Source organism: Candidatus Woesearchaeota archaeon, assembly GCA_003695435.1.
Lineage (GTDB): Archaea > Nanobdellota > Nanobdellia > Woesearchaeales > UBA11576 > J101.
In genome coordinates this window covers 1-4796 of sequence record RFJL01000062.1, presented here as the reverse complement: position 1 = coordinate 4796, position 4796 = coordinate 1, and the positions used below count along the sequence as shown (strand labels likewise).

Sequence of the window (4796 nt, the reverse complement as noted above, 5' to 3'; positions counted from 1 at the left end):
AATCTCCACGTCTGTAAATTTCCCGCACTTGGTGCTTCTCGTGCAGCTTCAAGAAGCATGCCTATCTTGTCCCACTCCACAGGTTGTTGTTTAAACTTACGACAAGACCTGCGAGAACGAATAGCATCCCATGTTTCCATAGTTGTAACAAAGCATCCTGTTATTTAAAAAGGTAACTTATAAATACGCAGTACGCTTAAGTTTACTTATGAAATATGCAGAACTCGTGGAGCTATATCAACGCATAGAATCAACCACGAAACGATTACAAAAAACACGCTACATATCTGAGTTTCTCAAAAAAGCACCTGATACAGATCTAGAAATGCTTGTACTTCTCATTCAAGGAAAACTCTTTCCTAGCTCGGAAGAAACTAATTTGGGTGTTTCCACGAAATTAGTAGTAAAGGCAATTAGTTTAGCAGCAGGAGTGTCCTCAACAAAGGTGGAGAATAGTTGGAAGGAAACGGGCGATCTAGGAAAAACTGCACAAGAACTTCTTGAAAATAATAGGCAGAGAACACTTTTTCAAAAAGAACTTACAGTGGAGGATGTGTTCAAAAATGTTCGTAAGCTTTCAGAGGAAGAAGGTAAGGGATCTGTTGACAGAAAAGTAAAGATTATGGCAGACCTCTTTCTCAACGCAAAAGCGGATCAAGTACGCTATATTGTGCGCACAGTGTTGGAGGACTTACGCTTAGGAATTGGGGAGGGAACGTTACGCGACGCTATTACGTGGGCTTTTGTGTATGATCCAAACTTTGATGAAGAAACGCAAGAAATACGCCCCGCGGATAGGGAAGCATATCAAAAAGCAATAGAACAAGTTCAACAAGCTTATGATATTCTTAATGATTTTTCTCAAGTTATTCGTTTAGCAAAAAAAGGAGAGCTTGACAAGGCACAAGTGGTTCCTGGAAGACCTATTAAAGTTATGCTCTACCAAAAAGCAATTGATATTAAAAACGCATTTGAACGCGTTGGAACTCCTTGTGCACTTGAATTCAAATATGACGGTTTTCGTATTCAAATTCACAAGTACAAAGAACGCATTTCTCTCTTCACTCGACGTCTTGATGATGTAACTGCACAGTTTCCTGATGTTGTTGAGTATGCGAAGAAATTCATTAAAGGAACTACTTTCATCTTCGACGCAGAAGTGGTTGGTTTTGACCCTCGTTCTAAAAAGTATCTTCCATTCCAAGCAATCTCTCAACGTATTAAAAGGAAATATGATATAACAAGAATGGTGGAACAATTCCCTGTTGAAGTAAACGTCTTTGATGTTATTTTCTTTGATAACAAAAGTCTTCTTAATGAACCCTTCAAGAAGAGACGAAGAATACTTGAAGAAGCTATAGTCGCACAACCGTTTAAAATCAGACCCTCAGAGATACTCATAACGGATTCTCTTAAAGAAGCTCAAGAGTTCTATGAGAGGGCTTTGCGCGCAGGAGAAGAAGGCGTAATGGCTAAAAACCTAACCGGAATCTATAAGCCGGGGTCACGAGTAGGGTTTGGTGTCAAAGTAAAACCGGTTATGGAAACACTTGACCTTGTCATTATCGGTGCTGAGTGGGGAGAGGGTAAGAGGTCCGGTTGGCTTACCTCATTCACCCTTGCTTGTCTTGATCCTGACACTGGAGAATTCTTAACCATAGGAAAGTTTGGAACTGGAATCAAAGAAAAACCAACGCAAGCAGGGGATGTGACTTTTGAGCAACTAACCCAACTACTCAAACCGCTCATCATAGAAGAGAGAGGAAAAGAAGTGGTGGTAAAACCAAAAGTGGTTGTTGAAATTAAATATGAGGAGATCCAAAGATCTCCCACGTATGAGAGTGGTTATGCTCTTAGATTCCCTCGATTTGAACGTTTAAGAGAAGATAAAAGTGTTGAAGAAATCTCCGATCTTGACTTAGTAGAACAACTTTACGAACAACAAAGAGGGAGAGGATAGCTGATCAAAGCGTTAAGCAACACAAAAAAATGCTTTGTAAGGCGTCCAAAACTGAGGTGTTATTTTTTATTGTTTTTTATGCCTATCAGGGTGTGCTTCTTCTTTAGCTTCGCCTGATTCAATGTGCATCGTGTCCATCTCAGCTCTTTCATCAAAGCCACAATTTGAGCAAACAATGCACCTGCGATTATGATAGTCTACAATTTCAATATCTAATGAGCTACAATCTGGACATCTCATCTTCTTTCATTCCTCCGAATTTTTCTTTAAGGTAGTTGATGATGTCCTCACTTTCATACATATGTACATCTCCATCCACGAGGAAAGGAACTTGTTCTTTTCCCCCGATTGCCACCATTTCTTCGCGATTCTTTGAACCTCGCGGAGCATCAATGAATTCCACACTGATTCCGAGTTCTTCAACCGCTCGTTGCACTCGTTCACAAAAGGGGCAACCCTCTTTAACATATATTTTAATCATACACGGACATTTCAAGTAAGTTTATATAAATATTCCGTCTCTTCAGGAAGTAATGGAGCAATACGAAACCGCGGACGGATCTCTTACCTACATCAATGAGGAGGTGGGTGAGTACTACCACTCAAAGACAGGTGCTCGTGAAGAAGCATTTGAAAAATATGCCAAGCCAACAATGATTGATAGGTTCAACAAGGTGAAGATTCTTGACGTGTGTTTCGGATTGGGGTACAATAGCGCCGCCGCTCTTGACCAGTTCAAGGGTGAACATATCAGTATTGTCGGTCTTGAAGCAGACCCTCGCATTATTGAAGAGATAGGGAACATAAAAGCACCTTTTCTTTCATGGGAGTATATACAAGAAGTGGCAAGATTTGGCTCTTACGAAGATAACGAACGCTTAATTGAGCTAATAATTGGTGATGCCCGAGAAGAAGTAAAAAATCTCATCAAGAAAGGGGAGACATTTGATGTTGTGTTTTTTGATCCGTTCTCTCCTAAAAAAGCTCCTCACATGTGGACTCAGGAGTTTTTCTCAGATATTCGTAAGGTTATGAAACCTACTGCGATTCTTGCAACGTATAGTTGCGCGTCTCAAGTGCGTGCGAATCTTCGTGCTGCGGGTTTCAAGGTTCGAGACGGTCCTAGTGTGGGACGAAGAGGTCCTTCAACACTTGCCTTTGCATAGTGTTGTTACAAGAATGCAAGTCGCTTTATTGTGCAGTTGGGGAGGAGAGGAAAGAACTTATACTTGTAGGATGTGCTCTTTTGTTTGTGACGCTTTACTTAGTTGATCTTCAAGTTCTGCTACTCGCTTGTGGATGTGGCTTGGATCATAGGGTGACCAAGTCATTCTCCATCGAGCACGCGCGGGAGATAATACTGATTGTGGCGAGTTCTGTTTATCAACCGCAAGGGTGTTAAGTGATTCTAGAAGCTGGGGTAATACCTCTTGTCTTTGCGCAACTCCTAAGTATCTGCAGTAGTATTTGCCAACACCGTTGGCACACTCTTCGCGATCCTGCTCGTTATTGGAATCTACTAAGAGTTTACGTGCGAAATAAAGATCATCTTGGTCAACATACGTTGTAAAAATTTCGCGGTAACGCTCATCTAGATAGAGTGCAAAATCGCGCGAATGGTCGTAGATTTCATCAAAACCTGCAGCATCTGCAACAAAAAGCGCACCACCGTTTTTCAGCGAGGAGTCCGCAAGAATGAGCGCGCAAAGCACGGTTTTATTCAAACCCTGCTCGTAGTTTCGTACCTGTTGTGAGGTCACTCCTGCCATGAGGGGGTGAAAGAGGATCTCCTTTATATTCTTTACTGGGAAGTGACATTTCATAGGTGTTGTTGGGGTGGGAATCGCCAAGAATGGGTTCATAACGAACTACTCTGTTTCTTCCACTCTTCTTTGCGGCGTAGAGAGCAATATCTGCGTGTTCCTGGAGTTCCGCAAGGGTAACAAGAGGGTTTTCGTGTGAAAAATTATTTCCTGTCGCGCAGCCTATGCTGATGGTGGGGCTTATCGCTTCAACATCGCCTTCAGTTGTAGTATATTCTACTACCAAATCATCAATGGCTTTGCGTATGCGCTCACCTTGAATGCAGGGGTCGTCACGAGTATCGCAGCGAGATACGATGCAAAATTCTTCTCCACCCAATCTGGAAACAATATCTGTTTCTCTCGATGTGGTTTTAAGGATGTCTGCAAGGCTTTTGAGTACAAGATCTCCTGCTTTGTGTCCATAGGTGTCGTTGATCTTCTTGAAATAGTCAATATCTAGCATGTACACTGCGAGTTGTTGGTTTTCTCTGCGGGCGGCGTGATGGATGTCTGGGAAGTGTTCTTCAAGGTAGAGTCTGTTTGGGAGGTTGGTGAGGGGGTCACTTTTTGCTTGTTGCTCGCGTTTTTTAAGCTCGTCAAATTGTGTTGCAAGTTCTTTTGAGAGATCTCGTTCTGCTTGGTAGTGCTCGATTGCGCTGTTTGCAAGATTTTGCTTAGCTCGCACTAACTCGTTGTGTCTTTCGAGCAGGATTTGTTTTACTTCTGGATTGCTCACAAAGAGGTCCACAAGTTCTGCAGTTGAGAGTGTGTAGAGTTTTTCGCGATTCATACCTACTCAAAAGTACTACTCCTTTATAAAATTTACTAAAAATAACTACTTTGGAGTAGTTACTTTTTTGTTGTGGGGTGGTGGATGCGATAAAAAAACCCAAAAACCTGCATCAACGGTAGAATCATTTATAAATGGGTGGAAGGCTTCAAAACACAAGTCCGGATGGTTTAGCTTGGATATAATTCGGCCCTGCGGAGGCCGAGACCCGGGTTCAAATCCCGGTCCGGACGTTCTTTTT

Annotated in this window: 6 protein-coding genes and 1 tRNA gene; 3 read left to right on the top strand and 4 right to left on the bottom strand. The window is 42.1% G+C overall.

The features are described 5' to 3' along the window. Positions 1-140: nitroreductase (locus tag D6774_04455; protein RME77449.1), on the bottom strand; the 140-nt coding region annotated here is incomplete at its 3' end. A 68-nt stretch (positions 141-208) separates the two neighbouring features. Here D6774_04455 and D6774_04450 point away from each other — a divergent pair. After that, positions 209-1960: an ATP-dependent DNA ligase gene (locus tag D6774_04450; GenBank protein ID RME77448.1), complete on the top strand. Its 1752-nt coding sequence runs from the start codon at positions 209-211 to the stop codon at positions 1958-1960. A gap of 220 nt (positions 1961-2180) precedes the next feature. Here D6774_04450 and D6774_04445 read toward each other — a convergent pair whose 3' ends face one another. Then, the gene (locus D6774_04445; protein ID RME77447.1) at positions 2181-2441 is read right to left on the bottom strand and encodes a glutaredoxin; all 261 of its coding nucleotides are present in this window, start codon (positions 2439-2441) and stop codon (positions 2181-2183) included. Positions 2442-2493: 52 nt separating this feature from the next. Here D6774_04445 and D6774_04440 point away from each other — a divergent pair, with 52 nt between their 5' ends. Further along, on the top strand, positions 2494-3126 hold the full coding sequence (locus D6774_04440; GenBank protein ID RME77446.1) for a hypothetical protein: 633 nt from the start codon (positions 2494-2496) through the stop codon (positions 3124-3126). A gap of 57 nt (positions 3127-3183) precedes the next feature. Here the strand turns inward: D6774_04440 and D6774_04435 are convergent, their stop codons facing one another. Both D6774_04435 and D6774_04430 read right to left on the bottom strand, forming a co-directional pair. Beyond that, on the bottom strand, positions 3184-3729 hold the full coding sequence (locus D6774_04435) for a hypothetical protein (protein ID RME77445.1): 546 nt from the start codon (positions 3727-3729) through the stop codon (positions 3184-3186). Next, the gene (locus D6774_04430) at positions 3677-4555 is read right to left on the bottom strand and encodes a GGDEF domain-containing protein (protein RME77444.1); all 879 of its coding nucleotides are present in this window, start codon (positions 4553-4555) and stop codon (positions 3677-3679) included. The genes D6774_04435 and D6774_04430 overlap by 53 nt, the downstream gene beginning before the upstream one ends. Positions 4556-4714: 159 nt before the next feature. On the opposite strand from D6774_04430, the gene D6774_04425 reads away from it, so the two are divergent. Further along, positions 4715-4788: transfer RNA gene (locus D6774_04425), tRNA-Arg, on the top strand. Positions 4789-4796 lie beyond the last annotated feature (8 nt).